Source organism: Polymorphobacter megasporae, assembly GCF_018982885.2.
Classification (GTDB): domain Bacteria; phylum Pseudomonadota; class Alphaproteobacteria; order Sphingomonadales; family Sphingomonadaceae; genus Polymorphobacter_B; species Polymorphobacter_B megasporae.
On sequence record NZ_CP081848.1, the window covers coordinates 3,397,947 to 3,418,205 of the forward strand.

Sequence of the window (20,259 nt, forward strand, 5' to 3'; positions counted from 1 at the left end):
GGGACATACCGCAGTCGCTCTAAGCCCGCCTAGAGACTCCTTCCCACGACACGCGTATCTTCAAAAAACGATTTCGACACAGGCTCCAGTGGCCGTTGGAACGATTCCGACCGCGCCGCCGTGCAGCAGAACGACCTGCCGGGCAAAGGTCAGCCCGACGCCGGTGCCAGCGCGCTTGGTTGTGAAAAAGGGCAGGAAAACGTCCTGCTGATATTCCGCTCGTATGCCGGGGCCATTGTCCGACACCGCGATTTTGGTGCGACCGTCCGGGAGTGCAGCGAGCGAAAGCGCGATGCGCGGCGTGTCGCCGTGATCCGACGCCGCCTCGGCGGCGTTTTTCAGCAAGTTGAGCACGACTTGTGTCAGCAGCTCGATGTCGCCGACGACAATCGGATCGGCGACGATCGGCATCACCTCGAACCGAACGGTTGGCCCGAGCGTGGTCGCCGCGAACAGCCGGGCCAGCTGGTCGGTCCACGCCCGGCCGTCGAACGGGGCGATGGTGACTGCGGGGGCTTGCGCGAAAGCGCGGTAGCTTTCGACGAAGTGCATGATGCCAGCCGCCCTTTTCGCCAGCGTCTCGACCGCGATGCGCGCATCCGCGATCCGAGTGTCCGCGCAGCCGTCGAGCCCGGCCATCAGCGTGGCCGCGCTGGCGGCAAGCGAGGTCACCGGCGTCATCGAATTCATGATCTCGTGCGTCAGGACCCGGACGAGATCGGACTGCAACCGCACCTCGGCGACGTCGAGTTCGTGCTGGATAATCTGGATCGAGACGATCCGCCACGGGGCACCGCCGCGCTCGACACTGGTGACCGCCAGCATCGCGCGCTGCGGCAGGCCATCGACGAGCAGCTGCGTCGATTGCCGCCCCGCCGAGGTTGCCTGCAATGCCTCGGTAAAGGCGGCACCGAGCGGGGCATAATCCGCGATGCGGACACCCTTGACCCCGGCAAACAGCCGCCGCGCCGCCTTGTTGACCATTTCGACGCGGTCGTCGCCGTCGATAGCGAGCAGCGCAGTCGGAGTACCGTCGACCAAGGCGCTGGCGAAGCGGTTCTGGCCGGCGCTTTCGGCCAGCGCCGTGCGCAGCGTCCGGATCGCCGCATCGAACGCCTCTCCCAACTCGTCGAAGCCGCTGCCCCGGCCCGCCTGCGCGAACGACTGGACGAGGTCGCGCTGTCCGAGCGCTGCCACGAAGCGCGCGACTTCGAGGTTGGTGCGCCGGGCGAGCGACCACACTGCCGCCCCCGACCAAATCACGACGCCGCCCATGACGAGCGTCGTGGCAGGCCTGCTGTCGAGCGATAGCACCCAACCAAATAGCAATATGGACGCCGCGAAGACCGCCAGCCGCAGCGCCAGCCGGAGATCGAAGCGGCGGCTAAAGCCCATGTTTTTCCATGCGGCGGTACAAGGTGCCTCGGGTCAGGCCGAGTTCGGCCGCAGCGTTCGAGATGTTGAACGCATGCTTTTTCAGCGCCTGCTCGACCAAGTGCCGCTCGGCCCGGTCGAGGTTGAGGTCGGATGGTGCCGTTGCCGGAAGGCTGGTCGTCGGCAACCCGCGGGCAAGCGGGAAGTCGCTGACGGTGAACCGGTCGCCCTCGGCCAGGATGACCGCGCGTTCGGCCGCATGACGCAGAGCGCGAACATTCCCGGGCCAGTCATAGGCGACCAGCTCGACCAGCACGTCGGCCGGCAGCGAGCGTTCCGGTTTACCGTATTTGCGCCGGTAGACGTCGAGAAAATATTGCAGCAGCAAGGGGATATCTTCGCGTCGACCGCGTAGCGGCGGCAACTCGATCTCCACTGTATTAAGGCGGAACAACAGATCCTGCCGGAATCGTGCCGGGTCGCTAAGCTGCGCCGGGCCAAGATTGGTTGCCGAAACGATGCGGACATCGATCGGCACCGGGCGGTTGGCGCCGACCGGCGTCACCTGCCGCTGTTCCAGCGCGGTCAGCAGCTTTGGCTGGAGGTGGAGCGGCAGGTTGCCGACCTCGTCGAGGAACAGGGTACCGCCGTCCGCCGCCTGCAGCCGCCCGATCCGATCGCCGCGCGCATCGGTGAAGGCACCCTTCACGTGCCCGAACAGCTCCGCATCGAACAGGCTTTCGGCAATCGCGCCGAGATCGACCGACACCATCACCCCCGCCGCGCGGCGCGACAGGCGGTGCAATTCGCGCGCGACAAGTTCCTTGCCGGTCCCATTCTCACCGAGGATCAGGACGTTGGCGTCGGTCGGAGCCGCCTTTTCGATCAACGACAGCACGCGCGCCATCGCTGGTGACATGCCCAGCAGCGGCGTCTCGCCGGGGACGGACGCGATCGTCGCCATCTTGCCGCGCTCGACCGACGTCGCCCGGCGCGAGCTGCGCAGCGCCGCGGCAGTCCGAACCGTCGTCAGCAACCGGTCGTTCGACCACGGCTTCGAGACGAAGTCGGTCGCGCCCTGCTTCATCGCCGCGACCGCGACCTGGACGCCGCCGCGCGCGGTAATCAGCACGACCACCGCATCGGGATCGTGCGCCAGGATTCTCCCCAGCCAAGCGAACCCCTCCGCGCCGTCGGTCGCGCCGCGCGCAAAATTGGCATCGAGCAGGATGACGTCGGGCGACCGCGTCGCCATCAGGTCGAAGGCGGCTTGTGGCTACGATAATGTCACCACCTCGGCGAACAGGTCACGCAGCAGCAGGCGGGCGGCCAGCAGGATATCATCGTCGTCGTCGACCACGATGCACAGGCCATAAAGCTTCGGCAAAACTGTCATGCCGGCCTGACTGCCAGCAATCACAGGGCGTGCCAATGGCCGCTCGCGGACAGTGAAGTGTCCGTATGTGGACACTCCAAAAACGCCCGAACAACGGCAGATGTAGTCAACTCGCTGAAAGCACGCGTGATTGGATAACTGGCACGGTGGTTGCACTGATCAGATCAGAGGCCGGCGCAGTGTCGGCCTCCCTGCAAGGACATGATCATGTCGAACTCATTTGCCCGCTCCCTGATTGCCGCTGCAAGCGTGCTGACCTGCACCGTGGCCGTTGCCCCGGCCGCTGCCGCCATCTCCCCCGAAATCGTCGTCCAGCAAAAGACGGTGTCGTACGCCGACCTCGACCTTTCCAGCGCCGCCGGTCGCGACACGCTCGATCACCGCCTGCGCTCTGCAGCGAACAGCGTGTGCCTCGATGCCAGCGCGCCGATCGCGACCAAGGCCTGTCGCAGCGCCGCGCTCGTCGACGCGCGCATCATGATGCAGCGCATCAGGTCGGCGTCGTGACGTTAAATCGTCAAGCGTGAGGCTCGCGTGACCCCAACGACCACCCCCGAGAGCGGTGCCGGAATGGACCGCCGTGTCGTCCGCGCGGCCGGCGTGCCCAAATGGGTACGCCGGATCGCCGTCGGCTTGATGATCGTGGTCGCCGCCGGGATCGGCTGGTGGCTGCTACCGGCCAGCGGCTCGACCGATGTCGCTACGGCCGACGTCGAGACCGGCACGGTCACCCGCGGTCCGTTCGCAGACTACCTGCCGGTTCGCGCAACCGTGGCGCCGGGGATCACGACCTTTGTCGGCACGCAGTCCGGCGGCCAAGTGGCCGCGCTGCTGGTGCAGGACGGAGCGCGCGTTGCTGCCGGCCAGCCGCTGGCGACGCTCGCCAACCCGCAGTTGAAGCTCGATATCCTGTCGCGGGAGGCTGAGATCGCCGGAAGGCTGGGCGACGTCTCGGGACAAGATTTGACGCTCGAGCGAAACCGGCTCGACCGCGCCAGTCAGACCGCCTCGACCAGCTACGACCTCATCAAGGCGCGCCGCGACCTGTCGATCCGGCAGCAGTTGCACCACCAGGGCTTCGTCTCGGATGCCGGCGTCGCAAGCTTTTCGGAGGAGGCCGACTATCAGCAAGAGCGCCTCGCCCAACTCCAGGCGGGCAAAGCGTCGGAGGACCGGATTGCCGCCCTCCAGGCGTCGCGGCTGGCCGACACGCGCGGTCGCCTGACCGGCACCCTGAACGCCGTGCAGGCGGGGCTCGATGCCTTGACGATCCACGCGCCGGTCGCCGGGCGGCTGACCAACTTCACGATCCAGCCGGGGCAGATGCTCAAGGCTGGCGACCCGGCCGGGCAGATCGATAGCGAGAACAGCTGGAAGCTGGTCGCCGATGTCGACGAATATTACCTTGGCCGCGTCGCCGTCGGGCAACCGGCGTCGGGCGATGCCGGGCTGGCGCTCACCGTCACCAAGGTGCTGCCCGCCGTAACTAACGGGCGCTTCCGCGTCGAGCTGGCATTCCACGGGCAGCCGCCCGCCGGGCTCAACCGCGGCCAGACGCTCGACGTGCGCGTGACGCTCGGCAGCACCCGCCCCGCGTTGCTGGCCCCGGTCGGTGGCTGGCTCGACAGCGGCGGCGGTACCTCGGCGTTCGTCCTCGACCCCGGCGGCCACACGGCACGCCGCCGCGCCATCAAGGTCGGCCGGCGCAACCCGGAAAGCGCCGAAATCCTGTCGGGTCTCATTGCCGGTGACCGCATCGTCACCTCCAGCACCACGGCCTTCAACAAGGCCGCCATGATCAACATTCGCTAGGAACAGCCCCATGATCCGGCTCCAGAATATTCAACGCACCTATGCTTCGGACGAGGTCGAGACGACTGCGCTCGCCGACATCGACCTGCACGTCGTCAAGGGCGAATTCCTGGCGATCATGGGTCCATCGGGATGCGGCAAGTCGACCTTGCTCAACATCCTCGGGACCGTCGATCGTCCGACCGGCGGCGCGTATCTGTTCGGCGACCGCGATCTGGCGACGCTGAACGAGGCGGGACTGGCGCAGTTGCGCGCAGAGACCTTGGGGTTCGTCTTCCAGTCGTTCAACCTGATCGACGAGCTGACGATCGCCGAGAATGTTGAACTGGGGCTGGCCTATCGGAAGACCGGCGCCGGTGACCGCAAGGCAAGGGTCGCGGCGGCGATGGACCGGGTCGGCATTTCGCACCGCGCCCGCCACTTTCCGCACCAGTTGTCGGGGGGCCAGCAGCAGCGCGCCGCCATCGCCCGCGCCATCGTCGGCAACCCCAGCCTGATCCTCGCGGACGAACCGACCGGGAACCTCGACACCGAGAATGGCGCGCAGGTGATGGGAATCCTCGAAGCCCTGAATGCCGAAGGGGCGACGATCGTCATGGTCACCCACTCGCCCGCCCACGCCGACGCCGCGGGGCGCCGCATCGACATGCTGGACGGCCGCATCGTCGCCTCCGTCGCCCGCGCGATCTGAGGGGGGACGGCATGAACCGCTTCGCGCTCCTTACCTTCTATCGCTCGCTGACCCGACACAAGCTTTACGCGACGCTCAACATCGGCGGGCTCGCCGTGGGCATCGCAGTGTTCGTCGTGCTGGGGCTCTATGTCCGCTTCGAGACCAGCTACGAGCGCTGGCTGCCCGGCCATGACCAGGTCTATTTGGTCGAGGCCCGGCAAAAGGCGCTCGATCCCCGGCCGGGCCAATACTCCCCGATCGCCATGTGGAGCGCGGTCCACCGCGACGTGCCCGGCATCGTCGGCACGCGCCTCGTGCCCCGAAGCGCCACTGTGCTCAAGGACGGGATCGGCGTGCAGGAACAGCTCGCCTTGGTCGATCCGGCGTTCGCCACCGTCTTCCGGCTGCCGACCGTGGCAGGCGACCTGGCGGCGGCGCTGGTCGACCCGACCGCCGTCGTCGTGACGCAAAAAACAGCGACGAAATATTTCGGTACGGCGAGCCCGATCGGCAAGGCGATGACGATCACCTATGAAGGGGCATCGCACGCCTATCGCGTCGCGGCGGTGATCGCCGACCTGCCGAAGAATACCGACCTTGAGTTCGACATGCTGGTGCGGCTGCTCATTTCCGAGGCCCCTGCCCCCGTCACATTCAACAGTACGCATTACTGGAATTACTTCGAAGCGCAGACCTATGTCCGGCTGCCTTCCCCCGCTGACATCAGCCGGGTGATCGGCCAGTTGACCGCCGTCGCGGCTAGGCACAGCCGCGTCGAAACCCCAGACGATCCCGACAACACATTCGAAATCTCGCTCCAGCCGATCGCCGACGTGCACTTCGAGACCGCGGGTGCAAAGCTCGCGGTGACGACGCTCGGCATCGTCGGCGTGCTGACCCTGCTGATCGCCACCGTCAACTATGTGAACCTGGCGACGGCCCGAGCCGGGTTGCGGGCGCGCGAGGTGGCGATGCGCAAGGTGCTGGGTGCTAGCCGTGCCGTCCTCGCGCGCAATTATGTCGGCGAGGCGGTCGCCACCGCGGCTATTGCCGGAGTGATCGGCCTCGCGCTGGCCGAAAGCGGGCTGCCGCTGGTCAATGCCGCTGGGGGCCTTTCACTGTCGATCCAGTATTTCGGCTGGGACGGCACGCTGTTGCCGTGGCTGCTGCTGGTGATCCTGGTCGGGGTCGGTGCTGGACTGTATCCCGCACTGGTACTGTCGCGGTTTCCGGCGGCGGCGGTACTCGCCTCGGCGCGGTCGCCCGGGGGCGGCCGCTGGGGGACACGGGTCCGCGAGGCGCTGGTGGTGCTGCAATTCGCCATCGCCATCGCCTTCATGATCGGCACCGGCGTGTTGGTCGCGCAGACCGACCATATTCGCTCGGCCGATCCGGGTTACACCCGGCAGGGCCTGCTGCTCGTGCGCTCGCTCGGCAGCGACAGCCTGACCGCCGGCCAACGCGATTCGATCGTTCACCGCCTTCGTTCCCTCCCCGCCGCGCAGGCCGTCACGGTCGCCAATGGCGTCCCCGGCGGCGGCCTGTTCGGCGCGCAAACCAACGTCGAGATTCCCGGGGAGCCGGGCCATGGCCCCACGATCGCCTTCTTCGAGATTTCGCCCGGCTTCTTCGAGGCGCTCGGCGGCCATCTGGTGGCCGGCAGAATGTTCGATCCGGCCCGACCTGGCGACATCAACGCCAACCTCGACGTCGTCGGGAAAGATGGAACGATCCCCTCTAATATCATCCTCAACCGCTCGGGCGTCACGGCGCTGCATTTCGCCAGCCCGCAGGCGGCGATAGGCAAGACCGTCGGCGGCAAGAATCCACGCACGGTCATCGGCGTCGTCGAGGACATGCGCTTCACCAGCCCGCGCGCACCGGTGCCACCGACCATGTACGACTTCCAGTTGCGCGACATGCGGCAGCCGATCGCCATATTGCGCTTCACAGGTGACCCGAAGGCGATGCTCGAGGCGGTGCAGCAGGCATGGCGGCAGGAGGCACCCGAGGTGCCGTTCCAGGCCAAGACGGTGGTGCAGGCGCTCAACCAATATTATGAACGCGACGACCATTCCGCGCTGCTGTTCACCATCGGCGCGGTGCTGGCGGTGGTCATCGGTTGCGTCGGTCTGTGGGGGCTCGCCTCCTTCAACACCGCGCGGCGGGTGAAGGAGATCGGCATCCGCAAGACGCTGGGCGCGTCCTCCACCGACATCGTCCGGCTGCTCGTCGGGCAGTTCCTGCGCCCGGTGCTGATCGCCAACCTGTTCGCGTGGCCGTTGGCCTATTTCGCCATGCGGACCTGGCTGGCCGGGTTCAACGACCGGATCGACCTCTCGCCGCTGTTCTTCGTCGCGGCGACACTGCTGGCGCTCGTCATCGCCGTGCTGACGGTGTTCGCCCAATCGCTACGGGCGGCGCGCTCGACCCCGGCATGGGCGTTGCGGCATGATTAGGCGGGCGCTCCTGCTCGGCACGATCCTCGTCGCTTCCCACGCCGCCGCCGAGACGTTGCGCGAGGCGGTACTCGCGGCGCGGTCGACCAATCCGACATTTGCCGCCGCCCAGGCCCGGCAGCAGGCGCTGGGGGAGACGGTCGAGCAGGCTCGCGCCGGGGGGCGGCTGACCGCCGCCGCCGATGTTTCGGCGGGTTATGACCGGCTCGGCTACTCCAGCGGCGCGAGCTCGACTGTTGCCGCTGCGCTGCCGATCTGGACGGGCAACCGTGTTCCGTCGGCGATCCGCGCCGCCAAGGCCGACGTTGCTGCCGGCGACCAGAACGTCCGCGACAGCGAGGCGGTGTTGCTGACCGCGGTGGTCGCCGCATATGCCGAGCTGCTGTACGACCAGCAGGCGGTGGCGATCGCCGAGGCCGACATCGCGCTGCTGCAGCAGCAGGTGGCAGAGGCACAAGCCCGCTTCCGGCTCGGCACTTCGACCCGTACCGATGTCGCGCAGCTCGACGCACAGCACGCCTCCGCCGTCGCTTCGCTCGCCGATGCCGATGCAACACTGATCACCACCGCAGCGCGTTACCGCGCGACCGTCGGCCATGATCCGGGCCAACTGGCGCTGCCCGAACGAGCGCTGCCGGCGCTCCCCGGCACGCTTGACCAGGCCCGCAGCCGCGCCGTCGCCGACAATCCGTTGCTGCAGGCGAGCCTGCGCAGCGCCGACGCCTCCGCCGCGCGGGTCGACGTCGCGCGCGCCAACCGCGCGCCGAGCGTCGCGCTCGGGGCGCAATATGGCTATGCGGGGAGCTTCGCCGATGGCGGCGCGCACAGCTATCCGCTGGCAACGGCGGTGACGATCGGGCTGCATGTGCCGCTGCTCACCGGGGGGCTGGTCGCCTCGCAGGTCCGGCAGGCAAGCGCCGCGCATCGGGCCGACCTGTTCGATACCGACGCACAACAGCGCGAGACGCTGCGCGGCGTCGATGCCGCCTGGGCCGCGCTCGCGGGTGCCCGCGCACGGATCAGGGCCGATGCGGGCCGGGTCGAGGCGGCGGACCTGGCGCTAAAGGGGGTTCGCGCCGAATATGCCTTCGGCCTGCGCACGACGCTCGACATTCTGGTCGCGGACGAAAGCCTGCGCGCGGCGCAGCTGGCGCTGGCCGGCGACCACAGCCGCGCGCTCGAAGCCGAAGCGGCACTCCTTCGCGCGACCGGCAGGCTCGACGTGAGCTTGTTCCTAGCTCCGATCTAGCCATCACTTTCGAGCAGGAGCTAAGGAGTCGGATCGGCGATGAGGTCATCCTCGCGGCCGAGCGCATTCTTGGGCTCGAGACTCCCGCCGTTCGTTCGTACGGTCCAACGACCAGGTATCCCGCTTCACCGCATCTTATAGTCATCGACTTAGCTGTTCGTTTGCTGCGTTCGCCTGCAGTTTCGCTGAACTCCATCCGCTGCCAAGCGCCTGGAAAAGCGTCACTACTGCGGTCAGCCGACCGCCGCGAACCTGCACCAGCGCGAGGTCGGCAGTAAGCAGCCCGCGCTGTGCGTCGAGTTGCTCAAGATACGTCGAGTAGCCGGCGCGGTAGCGGTTTGTGGCCATCTGAAGGGATTGGGCCAACGCTACGCGCTGCAGCACGATCGTATGCTCCTGCTCATCGAGCCGGCGGACCGCTGCGAGCGCGTCATCGACCTCACGGAATGCTACAAGCGCGGTCCGGCGATAATTGAAGGATGCCTGATCGCGCCGCGCCGCTACGATCTGCTGCTGGGCTTGCAACCGCCCACCGTTGACGAGCGGTGCAAGCACATTGCCGCCGAGCGCGAATACGCCGATCGGATTGCCGAGCAGAGTGGATGCAACATATCCCGCCGCGGCGGTCAGCTCAAAGTCGGGTAGAGACGCTGCGGCCGGCGGACGAGATCGCATGTGCCGTCTGCACACAGGATCGGGTTTGCGGCGATCTCATGACGCCGGCGGCTGCTGCCGCCAGTAGTTGTTCGCCGCCGCGATCGTCGCAAATTCCACGGCGATGACATGGCTTGCCGCGATCAGGCCATAGGGATCGTGCGCGTACTGAGGACGACCTGTCTTCAGTGTCTCCAGCTCACCCTGCATTGCGTGAATTGAGTTGCGGGCAAGCATGATAGCGAGCGCCCGGCCGTCCTCCGGCGTCCTTGTCAGCAGGCTGTTTTCGGGGATGAGAGGGCGTTGGGGTACTTGGGTCACGATCTATCTCCAGTTTCGAGATGGGAGGGTCATACGGCGGCCCCCGGACAGGGATATTCGGCGTCTTCGAGGCGATCAGCCCGCGCCTTGCTGGGCGGCGGCCGGCACAGCCCGAAAGCCGACGCCGAGCCGGTTGAAGGCGTTCATCAGGCCGATCGCGATGGTCAAGTCGGTGAGGCGCTGCGGATCGAAACTGCGATGCGCCGCTTCGTAGTCCGCATCGGGTATGCCGGTGACGGCGACCCGCGTGACAGTCTCGGCCCAGGCCAGCGCCGCCTGTTCCTCGCCACCAAACAATGCGGCGGCCTCGCGCCATACTGGAAGCAGCGTCAGCTTGTCTTGTGCGACGCCACGCTTGAGCAGGTCGCGGGTGTGGGCATCGATGCAATAGGCACAGCCATTGATCTGACTGACCCTGAGGTAGACCAGGTCGACAAGTCCCGCACCAAGGCCAGATTGCCGGATGTATCCATAAACGTGCCCGAGCGCCTTCATGCCAAGCGGGCTGGCGGTGTTATAGTCCAGTCGTGCCGTCATTCCTGCCTCCGTCGTAAGGACTGGCTAAAGGTGGAGATCGAGCCAGTTTGAGATGTCGCCGATGACTTCGTCGCGTCCGATGTCATTGAGCAAGTCATGGTACCGCCCAGGGTAGAGCTTGAGCGTCTTGTCGGTGGCCCCGGCCGCGCGGAAGAAATACTGACTGCCGCTTGGTTTGGCGGCCTTATCCTCGACGCCGTGGAGGATGAGCAACGGCAGGACGATCCGGCCGAAACTCTGCCGCAGTTGGTCATCGGCCCGCACCAGCGCGGCGAGCGTCTCGGCCGGCTGCGCCTCATTCGCGATCAGCGGGTCAGCGTCCATGGCGGCGACAGCTGCAGGATCGCGCGAAAAGTCCGCATTTTTGAGTTTGAGGACATGCGCGTGCGGCGCGACGTGGCTCAGGCCCTTAATTATCGAAAGCGCGAAGTCCGGGGCTGGTAGCTCGTAGGCAAAGCTTTCACAGATCAGCCCCTGCAACTCGTCCTGTCGCTCGCTCGCGTATAGCGCCGCGACCACGCCGCCCGCCGAGTGGCCGAGCAAGAACAGCGGCAGCCCCGGTTCCTGAGTCTTGGCAAGCGCGATCAGTTGGTCGACGTCGCCGACATACTCCGCGAATGACGCGACCGTGAACCGCTCACCGTCTGACTGTCCGCGACCCCGCAAGTCGATCGCAAAGACCAATAAGGCGTCGTGGTTCAGCTGCTCCGCAACCCATTCATAATAGGCGCTATGGGAATTAAATCCCGGAACGATGACGACGATGCCTCGCGCGGCCGCGGCAGGCTGCCAACGCCGGAAGGCAATACGGCCCCCGTCGCGGCTCAAGAATTTCTGCGGATCAGTCATGCGGTTTTGCTCCTCGCCATGCGCCTCTATCGGACGTCGGGAACCTTAAGCGGCTCGCCGCCCTGCGAGACGAAGGTCACCAAGACACGGGCCGGGCGGGTGGCACTCGTATTTTCCGTGACCAGATGATGAGCACCCGGTCGCTCAATCCAGCTCTGCCCGGCTCGGTAGGTTCGCAGCGGCTCGCCTTCCAGCTGACTGCGAACCTCGCCCTCCAGCACATAAGCATAGAGGAACGCGCTGCCGTGCCGGTGCGGCGCGGCACGCGCGCCGGGCAGGAAAGTGACCTCAACCGCACTGAAGCGCTTGGCACCGTCCATCAGATCATAAGCGGCAAGTGGCGTCACCCGCTCTTCCGCCGACGCTAACGAGCCTGCGCCAAGCAGCAGCGTAAGCGCTGTGCTGACCCCGCCTTGTTGACGACGTCATAACGCGCGAGTCCTGCTGGTCCCTGGGGCTGCCGGTGCTGATGCTATGATGATGTCATGTGACGATGCTAGCTCGATGGGCGGTCGTGCGGCGCGGATTGAGGTTTTCACCGGCACGAGGCGGCGGCGACCCTGGTCCGATGATGAGAAGGCGCGGATCGTTGCAGAGAGCTATGCCGGCGACGGCATCACCGTCTGTGACGTGGCGCGCCGCAACGGCATCTGCCCCAGCCAGCTGTTCACTTGGCGGCGGCAGTTGCGCCGTCCGGTGGAGAGCGCCGAACCGCTATTGTTCGTGCCGGCGATCGTCGAGCGTGAAGCCGCTCCGGCGCCGCTACCGGCACAGCGGCAGCAGCGTCGCCGATCAGCTCGCCGCGGCAGTAGCCCAGCCCCGATCGAGGTGAGCATGGACGGCATTTCGGTGCGGATCGGCCGGGGCGCTGACGCGACTCTGATCGCTGCTGTACTCGATGCGCTGAAGGGCAGCCGTTGACGGCGCTGGGGCCAAGCGGTGCGACCCGCGTGCTGGTTGCCACGCGGCCGGTAGATTTTCGCAAGGGGATGGACGGGTTGGCGGCGCTGGTGACAGCCCAGCTCGGCGGCGATCCGTTCTCGGGTGTTGTCTATGTGTTTCGCGCCAAGAAGGCCGACCGGGTAAAGCTGGTCTGGTGGGACGGCACCGGCCTGTGCCTGATGGCCAAGAAGCTGGAAGCCGGCGCCTTTAGTTGGCCATCGGTGCATGACGGCATGATGCGAGTGACCGCCGCCCAGCTCGGCGCGTTGCTCGAAGGCCTGGACTGGCGCCGCGTGCATCAGGCAAGGCGCACGCGAGTACCGCAGATCGCGGGATAACGCGTTGTATCTGCGGTAGATTGACTCGGCTTTCCGGAAGTCCTCGACGCGCGTGCGCGCGCGTGATTCACTGCCCCTATCATGCTCGCCGCAGCTGATCTCCCCGACGATCCAGAGGTGCTCCGCGCCATGATCGTCGCCGCCAACGCCAGGACGGCGCTGCTTACGGCGGAGGTCGAGCGCATCAACGCCGACGTGGAGTTGAGGGCGATCGCCCAGGCCGAGGCCGATGGCGAGATCGCGCGGCTGAACAGCATCATCGCGGCCTTCATGCGCCACCGCTTCGGACCCCGTTCGGAGAAGCTCGACGACGACCAGTTCGAGCTGGTGCTCGAGGATCTCGGTATCGCCATCGCCAAGGTGGAAGCCAAGCTCGATGCCGCCAGTTCGGCCAAGGCGCGGGCCGAGAAGCAGCGCCGTACCAACCGCGGCCAGCTGCCCGCGCATCTCGAGCGCGTCGAGCAGCTGATCGACGTCGACAGCAAGCAGTGCGCCTGCTGCGGCGGCGACCTCCATGCCATCGGCGAGGACGTGGCCGAGCGTCTCGACAAGGTTCCGGCAAGCTTCCGTGTATTGGTAACGCGCCGCCCGCGCTATGCTTGCCGGTCGTGCGAAGGCGAGGTGGTGCAGGCGCCAGCACCGCCGCGGATCGTCGAAGGCGGGCTGCCGACCGACGCGCTGGTCGCCCAGGTGCTGGTCTCCAAGTACGCCGACCATCTGCCTCTCTACCGCCAGGCCCAGATCTACGCCCGTCAGGGCGTCAACCTCGACCGCTCGACGCTGGCCGACTGGACTGGCCGGGCTGCCTGGTGGCTGACCCCGCTGCGCAACCACCTGCTCGCCGTTTTGAAGCGGGGACCACGGCTGTTCGCCGACGAGACGACGGCACCGGTGCTCGATCCGGGACGACGACGTACCAAGACCGGGCAGATCTGGGCGTATGCGCGGGACGACCGGCCATGGGGCAGCGCCGATCCGCCGGCAGTGGCATTCATCTACGCGCCCGACCGGAAGTCCGAGCGGCCACTGGCGCATCTCGCCGGATTTAGCGGCATCCTGCAGGTCGATGGCTATGCCGGTTACAACAAGCTCGGCCGCCGCAATGACGTGGCGCTGGCGTTCTGCTGGGCCCATGTGCGCCGCAAGTTCTTCGAGCTCGCCAAGGCCGACGCCTCACCAACAGCCACCGAGGCGCTGCAGCTGATCAAGGCACTCTACGCCGTCGAGGACGCGATCCGCGGTCAGTCGCCGGACATGCGCCGGTCGGTCCGTCAGGAACAGAGCCTGCCGATAATCATCGCCCTGCACCGGTTGCTGACCGCGCGGCTCGGCCTGGTCAGTGCCAAGAGCAAGCTCGCCGAAGCGATCCGCTACGCGACCACGCGCTGGACAGGCCTGACGCTGTTCGTCGACGACGGCCGCGTCGAGCTCGACAGCAACATCGTCGAGCGCGCCATCCGGCCTATTGCCCTCAATCGCAAGAATGCCCTGTTTGCCGGCTCCGACGATGGCGGCGAGAACTGGGCCGTCATCGCCAGCCTCATCGAGACTGCCAAGATCAATGCCGTCGATCCGCTCGCCTGGCTGACTGACACCCTCGAGCGCCTCGCCCGCGGCCACTCCAGCCAAAACCTCGATCAGCTCATGCCCTGGAACTTCCGCAGCTAAAGGGCCTCAAAACATCGCTTACGCAGCAGCAGCATGACCGAAAGACTTTTAGCATTCATGGAATAGGCGCCCCGACCGTACGTCTCATTTCGGGGACCTAGCTTGACGGTGCCACCCGATCTTTCAGGAAAGGCGCTCGACTTGCACGAAAGCCGCGCTGTCGATCAGTTTCTTCTGATGTGACGCCAGGCACCTGGTGGGACGCCAACGATCCGCCGGAACACCGTCGTGAAATGGCTCTGGTCGGTGAAGCCGCACTCGAGTGCGATCGCCGCCAGTGGACGGGTCGTCGACAGCAACAGGCTCTCAGCTCGCTCGATCCGACGCTGCATCAGCCAGCGGTGCGGCGGTGAAGCCGTCGACCGCTGGAATGCCCGTGCGAAGTGCTTGACCGACAGGCCGCAGGCGGCAGCTATCTCGCTCAGCCGAATGTCACCGTCTAGCCGTGAGGCCATCAAGTCCTTGGCAATGCGCAATTGCCAAGGCGCAAGTTGGCCCGTGGGCACGGTCAAGGGCCCGCGGGCAGCGAGGAAATTGTTCGCGCAATGCGCGGCCAGCGCCCAGCCGAGATGATCAAGAAAGAGGGTCGTTGGTCGGCTGCTGCCGCCGAAGACGCCGCCCAGCGCCATCACGAGTCCGGCGATGACAGGATCGACGACGCAGACGCCGGCCTCGATGACCAGGTCGCCCGACCGGCCGTCGTCGGAGGCAGCGTCCAGCACCGCTCGGGGCACGTAGAGGTTCGTCGCCTCGAAGCCGGTGTTGATCGAGCACGCCCACTCGCGCCGGTAATCGTACATCGTGAATGCACCATAATTCGGTCCGCGCACGTCGACCTTGCGGCTATCGAGGAAAAGATCGGCTTGAAGGTCGCGGTGCTGGAAGCCCAACATGATGGCATCTTCCCGGACCGGCGTTGTAATATAGCCCAATGCATGCAGAGCGCGGACCCGCGAGAAACTGACGACGCCACGATCGAGTGTGTTGGTGATAATGGTCTGTGTCTCGGGTGCCTCGAAATACGCCATGTCGAGGTTGCTAGTTGCGCTCTGAGACACGAGCCGCTCCGTAGGTCGATATAGAACCTTAGTACATCTAGGGCCGGCTGACATCGTATATTTCCCGTTCGGCATGATCTCTGTTTCAAGCCTGTTTCTTGGAGGCAGGCTTGGCTCGGGGCGATCTCATGGACGAACAAGGAGCTGCGACTGGAATATTGCTGCCGCCTGAGCGACCTAGGCTATGTTGAGCGTCGCCGCGCCGAGGTCGACGCGGAGTATTCACGGTAAAGTCGCAGTTGGGGCTCGAGCTCGACAGGAGCGAGATCGCGATGTTCCCGGTTAGCTCGAGTACGCCGACACGCTGGCCGTAGATATTCGAGTGACGATCGGTAACGTTCAGGAAGTTCGCGCTTGTACCGAGCAATGCCTTGGCGCCCTTGCGCCGACACCCGAGAAGCTCGGCATGGTTGAGCATTACGGGCAGATCGGGACAGCCCGATTGAACACGACTTCGTGCGATCCGGCAAAGCGTTGCGTCAACGGACGACGTTACTCCTCCCGATCTCGGCGAGGTTCATCGCGCCGAAAAAAGGCTGCAGATCGCGGCGGAGAGCACCCGCCGATGTCTTCTGCGTCGCGGGCTTCCAATCGCGTGAATAGTCGTGCCAGAGTTCGGCGAAATAGGCCTCGAAGGTTTGCACCTCCGGCGTCTCCGGGCACTTGAGCAACCCGTCGAGAGCAGCACTAGCGAGTAGCCGTCGCGGCCTCGCCGCGCCCCGCTCGCATCCATGTCTTCGGTCCAACCAAAGGTCACGCGACGCGTATCGCCGCAGCTTCTGAGCGTGACGATCCAGCTGCCGGTGACCCCAGCCTGCTTGCGCAAACGGAGCCGAACCCGGCCAGCTCATCGTCCCACAAGATGCGGTCTCCCGATGTCGAGCTGTTGCGTCTGCGCGCGACCGTGTACGTCAGATGAGCGTGATTGGCGGCTTTCGAGGGTGCAGATTGCAACTAGCAAGCAGAGGACTGGTTTGGCGGTGGCCAAGCCATTGCGGCATCAGTACTTTCGGGGACCACATAGCGTCGAACAGACCCCAACTTCCCCGTCCGGTCGCGATTCGCGGCATTTATTTGCTTAATAATGTCTCCAAATGCTGGCTGCGTACGGTGTGCCCATCTTTTCCCACCGCATCGCCCTTGAAATCAGCGGTTTTTAGCACGTCAAATCGATGAGCATTCCTCATCACGCTCATCAAGACGCAAGCCGCGGGAAATCAGTCGAAGATGCTGGAAACCAGAATAAGGTACGGGTGTAATCACAGGGGTTGCAGCGTCGTGATCTTCGGCCGCGACGCTCCCTACCTCTCGCCGAAGATGTCGCGCTGGGCCTTTTCGAGTTCCTCGGCGTAGCGGCGGCGGACGTAGGCCTCGGACAGGAGGCCGAGGACATGGCAGTCGCGGTCGACGACCGCGAGTTGCTCGCTTTCGGTGACTTCGAAGGTCTGCATCACCCGGCGGACGTCGGCATCCGCCGGGACCGAGATGTCGGTGGCGGTGGCGAGGGTGCCGACCGGGGCGTCGAGGGGCACGTCGGCACCGTAGGCCAGCGCCGGGACGACGATGCCGGCGTAGGTGCCGTCGCCGCGGGTCAGCACAACCCGGCTGGTTGCCCCCAGCGGGAAGCGCTCGCGAAATGCGGCGACCGTCATTTCGGGCGACGTCGCCACGGTCTCGCGCCGCATCATCTGGCCAGCGGTGAGCGTGCGCATCCAGCCGACATCGCGCGCGCTCTTGATCGTCTCGCCGCGGAGGTGCAGCCGCCACGTCGAGAACGAATAGCCGAATGTCTCACGTGCGATCAGCGACGCGACTAGCGCGGCCGCCAGCACGGCTCCGGTCAGGGCGAAGTCGCTGGTCGCCTCGAGCACCAGCATCGCCATCGTCATCGGGCCGCCGACGACTGTGACGGCGAGCGCTGCCATGCCGACGAGCGCGGCGCCGGTCGGATCGACGACGACGTACCCGCTCAGGCTGTTGACGATGTCGGCGAAGGCGTGGCCGACGAGCGAGCCGAGAAACAGCGAGGCGAAGAATAATCCGCCGCGAAAACCGAACCCGAGCGAGACGATCGACGCCAGGCTCTTGGCGAGGATGACGATCAGGATGAACCCCAAAGTCGCGCCGGCGGCGAGGTCGAGCCGCAGCGCAGCGTGTCCGGCCGACAGGACCTGCGGCGAAATTGCTGCGAGCGGCATCAGCAACAAGCCGCCGATCATTGGGCGCGCCCAAATAGGGACCCGCGTCCGATGCAGCGCTGCTTCGACCAACGCGACGCCGCGCATCAGGACGATGCCGAGCACTGCGCACAGGCTACCGAGCCCGGCGAAGACGGCATAGTCGATGGTGTGGACCGGCGCCCCGCTGGCGAACGCGATCAGGTACGGGGTCGAGCCGAGCGCCTGTCCGGTCAGCGTCGCCGCCACCGTCGCCGCTGCGACCGGCGCGATGGTCGACGGGGTATAGGCCCCTATGACGATCTCGAAGGCGTAGAAGGCTCCGGTCAGCGGCGCACCGAATGCTGCCGCAATCGCGCCCCCTGCCCCCGCGCCAACAAGCGCGCGGAGATCGGCCCGACGCAGCTTGAGCCTGCGGCCGATGAACGAGGCCGCCGCACCGCCGGTCTGGGCGTACGCCGCTTCGAGGCCGACCGAAGCACCGAAGCCGTTCGAGATCAACGTCTGGGCGGCAACCACGAGCGAATCCGGCACTGTCATCCGGCCGCCGTGGAGGGCGTTGGCCTCGACCGCGTCGACCAGCGGGCGGCGGCGTGCCCGGACGAGCTGACTGAACCCCGCCAGCACCGCACCGCCGATCGGCAAGACAAGCAGCTGCAATATCCCAAGCGTCGGAACCCCGCTCAGGCGGGTCGACGAGGGCAGGGAAAACAGGATGTGCTGCAGCGTGCGGGCGATCGCGCCTTGGGCCACGGTCGCCGCCCCGGCGAGGCAGCCGACAATGACTGCGAGGCCGATAAACCACGCCTCACTCGCGCGAAACTGCTGCCGGACCCACGCGAGCGGGTTGCCAAGAGCAAGGACGGGGGCAGCGACGGTCACCATGCCGTGCGCCATAGGCAAAGCCTTGCGTTTGCGGAAGGCGTCGTGCGGCTCAGCCGGTCAGCGGCCAGAACCACGCGATTAGCGGCACGCCGAGCACGACGACCACCAGCGACAGCGGCAATCCGAGCCGCCAGTAGTCGCCGAAGCGGTAGCCGCCCGGACCCATCACCAGCGTATTGCACTGATGCCCGATCGGCGTGAGGAAGTCGCACCCTGCCCCGGTGGCGACCGCCATCAGCAGCGGGTCAGGGCTGAGGTGCAGCGCGCGCGCCACCGCGACACTGATCGGCCCGAGAACGAGCACTGTCGGCGCATTGTGGAGGAACGGCGCGCACGCCATCGACGCGAGCATCAACGCCCCGAGAACGAGCATGGGCGTTACGCCGACGAGGGCAGCTGCGAGCGCATGCGCGATCAGGTCGGTGCCCCCAGTATGCCGCACCGCCTCGCTTAAAGGCGTCAGAGCGCCGATCAGGATGAGCACCTCGGGCTCGAGCGCGCCGTACGCCTCGCGCATCGACAGCGACCCGACGACGAGCATCGCCACCGCCGCCGCGAAGAACGCCGGCGCGACTGGCACGATCTTGAGCGCGATGAGGATGATGGCGATGGCGAGGATCGCGGCAGGTCCGAAGCGCTGCCGCCGGCTGCCCAGCTTCACGGTTCGCTCGGCGAGCGGCAGCAGCGACAATTCGCGCAGGATGTCGGGCAGCGCGCGCTCGCCCGCCTGCAGGATGAGAACGTCGCCGGCGCGGAAACGGATATCGCGCAGGCGATCGACGATGCGCGTGCCGCTGCGGCCGACGCCGAGAAGTTTCACACCATAGCGGTCCTGCAACGCCGTCCGCGCCGCCGACTGGCCGATCAGCAGCGACTCGGGTTGAACGACGGTCTCGATCGACCGCAGCTCCTCGTGCGTCGACTCGGTCTCGACCGGCCGGGCGGCGCGCGCGCCGGCGAGCGGCACGCGGGCGAACAGCCGGTCGAGCGCGGCGTCGTCTGCCTCGAGCACCAGCACCGTTCCGGTAGTGAGCGGCAGGTCGTCGTCAGGCTCATGCCGCACGCCATCGGTGCCGACCACGGCGGCAAGAGCGACGCCGTCCTGGGCGAGCCCCAGCGCGGCGACCGTCGCGAGCGCCACCGGCCAGCCCGCCGGTACCGTCGCCTCGGTCGCATAGCTGGTTTGCGCCGCGACCTCGCTCAGCGGCTCCTTGCCGGTACGGTCGCGCGGCAGCAGTCGCCACGCAACCGAGACGACGAGAAGGCCGACCGCGGTCAGGCCAAGGCCGACCGGCGCGAAGTCGAAGAATTGGAACGGCTTGCCGAGCGTCTCCTGGCGGACTTGGCTGACGATGATGTTGGTCGACGTGCCGGCGAGTGTCACGAGCCCCCCGAGCAGCGACATAAACGCCATCGGCATCAGCAACGCCGACACACTGCTGTTGCGCTCACGTCCGAGGCGGATCGCGGTCGGCATCAGGATGGCGAGCGCACCGACGTTCTTCGTCAGCATCGACAGGAGTGCAGTCGCACCGGCGAGCGCGGGGACCTGGCGCTGAATCGTGGTCAGCCATGGCAGCACCGGCGTGACGATGAGCTCGACGACCCCCGAGCGCGCTACGGCGGCACTGATAACGAGCGCTGAGGCGATGATCACGACGACGTCGCTGGTGAAGCCGGTAAACGCCTGGGAATACGGTACGTCGCGCGTCAGGACGCCAATAACCAGCGCGACCAGCGCAACGACATCGTAGCGGAACCGGCCGCTGGCAAATGCGACGACGGCCCCGCCGATTACGGCAAAGGAAAGCGCCTGTGCAGCGGTCATCGGGGCATCGGCGGGACATGAAGCATCGTCCTCAGATGA

18 protein-coding genes and 1 pseudogene are annotated in these 20,259 nt (G+C 66.4%); 8 read left to right on the forward strand and 11 right to left on the reverse strand.

Annotated features, from left to right (window positions below; translation table 11 throughout):
* Positions 1-60 precede the first annotated feature (60 nt).
* Both KTC28_RS15925 and KTC28_RS15930 read right to left on the reverse strand, forming a co-directional pair.
* Positions 61-1,395: a sensor histidine kinase gene (locus KTC28_RS15925; RefSeq protein WP_216708101.1), complete on the reverse strand. Its 1,335-nt coding sequence runs from the start codon at positions 1,393-1,395 to the stop codon at positions 61-63.
* A pseudogene (locus KTC28_RS15930) lies at positions 1,385-2,770 on the reverse strand (sigma-54-dependent transcriptional regulator). The gene KTC28_RS15925 and the pseudogene KTC28_RS15930 overlap by 11 nt, the downstream one beginning before the upstream one ends.
* Positions 2,771-2,977: 207 nt before the next feature.
* Here KTC28_RS15930 and KTC28_RS15935 point away from each other — a divergent pair.
* Genes KTC28_RS15935 through KTC28_RS15955 form a run of 5 tightly spaced genes read left to right on the forward strand, consistent with a single transcriptional unit; the run spans position 2,978 to position 8,963 of the window.
* Entirely contained in the window at positions 2,978-3,277 is a 300-nt protein-coding gene (locus KTC28_RS15935; protein WP_216708102.1) for a UrcA family protein, read from the forward strand.
* 27 nt (positions 3,278-3,304) lie between these two features.
* The gene (locus KTC28_RS15940) at positions 3,305-4,582 is read left to right on the forward strand and encodes an efflux RND transporter periplasmic adaptor subunit (RefSeq protein WP_255602090.1); all 1,278 of its coding nucleotides are present in this window, start codon (positions 3,305-3,307) and stop codon (positions 4,580-4,582) included.
* 10 nt (positions 4,583-4,592) lie between these two features.
* The gene (locus tag KTC28_RS15945) at positions 4,593-5,273 is read left to right on the forward strand and encodes an ABC transporter ATP-binding protein (protein WP_216708103.1); all 681 of its coding nucleotides are present in this window, start codon (positions 4,593-4,595) and stop codon (positions 5,271-5,273) included.
* 11 nt (positions 5,274-5,284) lie between these two features.
* Entirely contained in the window at positions 5,285-7,714 is a 2,430-nt protein-coding gene (locus KTC28_RS15950) for an ABC transporter permease (RefSeq protein WP_216708104.1), read from the forward strand.
* Positions 7,707-8,963 (forward strand): TolC family protein, encoded by a 1,257-nt coding sequence (locus tag KTC28_RS15955; RefSeq protein ID WP_216708105.1) that lies wholly within the window; start codon positions 7,707-7,709, stop codon positions 8,961-8,963. The genes KTC28_RS15950 and KTC28_RS15955 overlap by 8 nt, the downstream gene beginning before the upstream one ends.
* Before the next feature lie 141 nt (positions 8,964-9,104).
* Here the strand turns inward: KTC28_RS15955 and KTC28_RS15960 are convergent, their stop codons facing one another.
* The 5 genes from KTC28_RS15960 to KTC28_RS15980 form a co-directional block, all read right to left on the reverse strand.
* Positions 9,105-9,638 (reverse strand): TolC family protein, encoded by a 534-nt coding sequence (locus KTC28_RS15960; RefSeq protein ID WP_216708106.1) that lies wholly within the window; start codon positions 9,636-9,638, stop codon positions 9,105-9,107.
* Positions 9,639-9,674: 36 nt separating this feature from the next.
* A complete protein-coding gene (locus KTC28_RS15965) occupies positions 9,675-9,938 on the reverse strand; it encodes a hexameric tyrosine-coordinated heme protein (protein ID WP_216708107.1) in 264 nt (87 codons plus the stop codon).
* A gap of 75 nt (positions 9,939-10,013) precedes the next feature.
* Positions 10,014-10,433 carry a carboxymuconolactone decarboxylase family protein gene (locus KTC28_RS15970; RefSeq protein ID WP_255602091.1) on the reverse strand — a complete coding sequence of 140 codons (420 nt, stop codon included), beginning with the start codon at positions 10,431-10,433 and terminating at the stop codon, positions 10,014-10,016.
* Between the two features lie 66 nt (positions 10,434-10,499).
* On the reverse strand, positions 10,500-11,324 hold the full coding sequence (locus KTC28_RS15975; protein WP_216708109.1) for an alpha/beta hydrolase: 825 nt from the start codon (positions 11,322-11,324) through the stop codon (positions 10,500-10,502).
* 26 nt (positions 11,325-11,350) lie between these two features.
* A complete protein-coding gene (locus KTC28_RS15980) occupies positions 11,351-11,671 on the reverse strand; it encodes a cupin domain-containing protein (RefSeq protein WP_216708110.1) in 321 nt (106 codons plus the stop codon).
* Positions 11,672-11,798: 127 nt separating this feature from the next.
* Between KTC28_RS15980 and tnpA the strand changes: the two genes are divergently transcribed.
* The 3 genes from tnpA (at position 11,799) to tnpC (ending at position 14,272) form a co-directional block, all read left to right on the forward strand.
* On the forward strand, positions 11,799-12,245 hold the full coding sequence (gene tnpA / locus KTC28_RS15985; RefSeq protein WP_223132255.1) for an IS66-like element accessory protein TnpA: 447 nt from the start codon (positions 11,799-11,801) through the stop codon (positions 12,243-12,245).
* Positions 12,242-12,604 carry an IS66 family insertion sequence element accessory protein TnpB gene (gene tnpB / locus KTC28_RS15990; protein ID WP_255602092.1) on the forward strand — a complete coding sequence of 121 codons (363 nt, stop codon included), beginning with the start codon at positions 12,242-12,244 and terminating at the stop codon, positions 12,602-12,604. Before tnpA ends, tnpB begins: the two co-directional genes overlap by 4 nt.
* 81 nt (positions 12,605-12,685) lie before the next feature.
* Positions 12,686-14,272: an IS66 family transposase gene (gene tnpC, locus KTC28_RS15995; RefSeq protein WP_219773985.1), complete on the forward strand. Its 1,587-nt coding sequence runs from the start codon at positions 12,686-12,688 to the stop codon at positions 14,270-14,272.
* A gap of 164 nt (positions 14,273-14,436) precedes the next feature.
* On the opposite strand, the gene KTC28_RS16000 is transcribed toward tnpC, so the two are convergent.
* From KTC28_RS16000 to KTC28_RS16015, 4 genes are all read right to left on the reverse strand, one after another.
* Positions 14,437-15,300, reverse strand: a complete 864-nt coding sequence (locus tag KTC28_RS16000; RefSeq protein WP_216709828.1) for a helix-turn-helix domain-containing protein — start codon at positions 15,298-15,300, stop codon at positions 14,437-14,439.
* Between the two features lie 509 nt (positions 15,301-15,809).
* Positions 15,810-15,974 (reverse strand): tyrosine-type recombinase/integrase, encoded by a 165-nt coding sequence (locus tag KTC28_RS16005; protein WP_216709829.1) that lies wholly within the window; start codon positions 15,972-15,974, stop codon positions 15,810-15,812.
* A 657-nt stretch (positions 15,975-16,631) separates the two neighbouring features.
* On the reverse strand, positions 16,632-18,392 hold the full coding sequence (locus KTC28_RS16010) for a chloride channel protein (RefSeq protein ID WP_216709830.1): 1,761 nt from the start codon (positions 18,390-18,392) through the stop codon (positions 16,632-16,634).
* A gap of 49 nt (positions 18,393-18,441) precedes the next feature.
* Positions 18,442-20,220: an SLC13 family permease gene (locus KTC28_RS16015; protein ID WP_216709831.1), complete on the reverse strand. Its 1,779-nt coding sequence runs from the start codon at positions 20,218-20,220 to the stop codon at positions 18,442-18,444.
* Positions 20,221-20,259 lie beyond the last annotated feature (39 nt).